Origin of the sequence: Streptomyces niveus, assembly GCF_001723055.1 — a bacterium.
Taxonomy (GTDB): Bacteria; Actinomycetota; Actinomycetes; order Streptomycetales; family Streptomycetaceae; genus Streptomyces; species Streptomyces niveus.
In genome coordinates this window covers 1-2,040 of record NZ_MDCR01000464.1, presented here as the reverse complement: position 1 = coordinate 2,040, position 2,040 = coordinate 1, and the positions used below count along the sequence as shown (strand labels likewise).

Annotated in this window: 1 protein-coding gene and 2 pseudogenes; 2 read left to right on the top strand and 1 reads right to left on the bottom strand. The window is 72.9% G+C overall.

Going from position 1 to position 2,040, the window contains the following annotated elements:
• Window positions 1–90: 90 nt before the first annotated feature.
• Window positions 91–1,623, top strand: coding sequence for a PucR family transcriptional regulator (locus tag BHU15_RS36300; protein WP_069630990.1), 1,533 nt, complete (start codon window positions 91–93; stop codon window positions 1,621–1,623).
• A gap of 182 nt (window positions 1,624–1,805) precedes the next feature.
• Here BHU15_RS36300 and BHU15_RS38920 read toward each other — a convergent pair.
• Window positions 1,806–1,910: pseudogene (locus BHU15_RS38920) on the bottom strand (biotin transporter BioY); the annotation flags it as partial.
• On the opposite strand from BHU15_RS38920, the pseudogene BHU15_RS38915 reads away from it, so the two are divergent.
• A pseudogene (locus BHU15_RS38915) lies at window positions 1,902–2,040 on the top strand (biotin transporter BioY); the annotation flags it as partial. The pseudogenes BHU15_RS38920 and BHU15_RS38915 sit on opposite strands and share 9 nt — an antisense overlap.

Here is a 2,040-nt window from a genome sequence, read left to right as displayed (position 1 = left end):
GATCCAAACGACAGGCCCTGGCTCTCCGGGGCGGGCCGTAATCTGGCTCCCGGGCGGGGACGAGCGTGGTGAGGGAGAGGGTGCGGAGCCGTGGGAGGTGTCGAGGAGCGGCCGGCGGCCGGACAGCTGGACGGGCTGCTGCGTGAGGTGCGGCGGCAGGCTGCCCGGGGCGCCGATCCGGACCTGGGCAGGATTCTCGACTGGCTGTACCGGCAGACCGGCTCCCACGTGGCGCTGGTCGCGGACGGTACGGGCAGGGTGGAAGCCGCCACGGAGGGGTTTCCCCTGGACACGCTGCCCGCGCTCGCCCCCCTCCTGGCGCGCCTGTCCTCCGGCCAACTGGCCGCGGCCGCAACCGATGTCGGGGCGCTGCGGATGCGCTGCGAGGGTCTGGGGACGCACGAGCCGCGACCCGTGCTGGTGGTGGCCGGCTCCTCGGAGCCGGCCCCGGAGGAGGCCGCGCTCATCGCGCACGTCGGCACCGCGCTGACCCTGCTGCGTCATGCCGAGGACAGCGAGCGGACCTGGCGTGACTACCAGCGCAAGGCGGGTCAGCTGCGATTCGCCGTACTCCAGGCGCTGTTGGCGGGCGAGCCGATGCTCGCACGGCGGATGACGACCGGTGTCGTACCGCCGCTGCTCGACGCCGGACGGCTGCGGATCCATCTGCTGCACTGCCCGCCGTCCGAGCGTGACCGGATCTCCCGCGCCCAGCAGGATCCGTCCGGCTATCACGGTCCGGATCTCATGGTCCACTGCCCGGTGTTCAAGGAACACTTGATCTGCCTCGTCGCCGATGACGAAGGCGAAGGGGAAGGGGAAGGGGAAGGGGAGGGCGAAGGGGATCGTTCCGGTGAACGGGGGCGCGGGCAAGGGGAGTTCCTGCGCCGCCTCGTACGCGACAATCCGCGCTACGCGCTGGGAGTCAGCGGCGCGCACCCCCTCAACGCGACGGCCGACGCGTACAACCAGGCCGCCCACGCCCTGGCCGCCGCCCGCACCGCGCCGGACCGTGTCGCCTCCTACCACGGCAGGACCCCGCTGGACGGTGTCCTCGCCCGCCGGCCGGCCCTCGACTGGGCCCGCTCGCTCGTGCGCCCCCTGGACTCCGTCGCGAAGACCAGCGTGGACGTCACCCGCCTGGCGCTGAACATGCCCCGGTCCGCGGTGGCCGGTCTGCTCGGCCTCAGCCGTAACACCGTTGCCGCGCACCTGAGACGGGCGGGCGACGCGCTCGGCCGGGATCTCACGGATGTGCGTTGCCGCGCCACCGTCCATCTGGCCCTGGCCCTCACGGGATCCGGTTCCGACGGGTCGGCGGAGGCCGAGGGCGGTCAACCTCCCCCGGCCCTGGACGACTTGCTGGCCACCGAACGCGCCGCCGTCTGGGCCGGGACCGTCCTGCGCCCCCTGCCCGCGCGGCATCGGCGCACCCTTCAGGCGTGGATCGACGCCAACGCCGACGCGCAGCGAGCCGCCCACGCCCTGGGCATCAGCCGTAACACGGTACGAGCGCATCTGCGCGCGGCCGAAGCCGTGCTCGGGCTCGACCTGTTGACCGTCGGAACGGGCATCCACGACGCCGTCCACGCCTTGCACATCAGTGACATCCACGCCGGGTGACCGACGTGGCGCCGCCCACACCACCCCCGTGGGCCTGGGCGGCGTCGACGGTGCGAGCACCTCTCGGTCCGGCACATCAGACGTTAGAGGCGCGGCCTCATCCGGCCAACGTGCACGCTGCCCAACCGGCGGCGAGGGTTGTGCACGCTGCTCACCCGCTGATGGAGGCCGGCGCGCGGAGTTCAGTCCTGGCGGCCGACGAGCTTCCAGGACGCGGGCAGCAGGCCCATCGCCAGCGCGGCCTTGAGGGCGTCACCGAGCAGGAAGGGAGTGAGACCGGCGGCGACCGGTCCGTACCCCGTACCGCCGGCACGATGGCGCTCGGCTCCCTCATCATCTACGCGGTCGGCGTGCCGTATCTCGCCGTCGCCGCCAACATGTCGTTCAGCGCCGCGCTCGCCGCCGGTCTCACTCCCT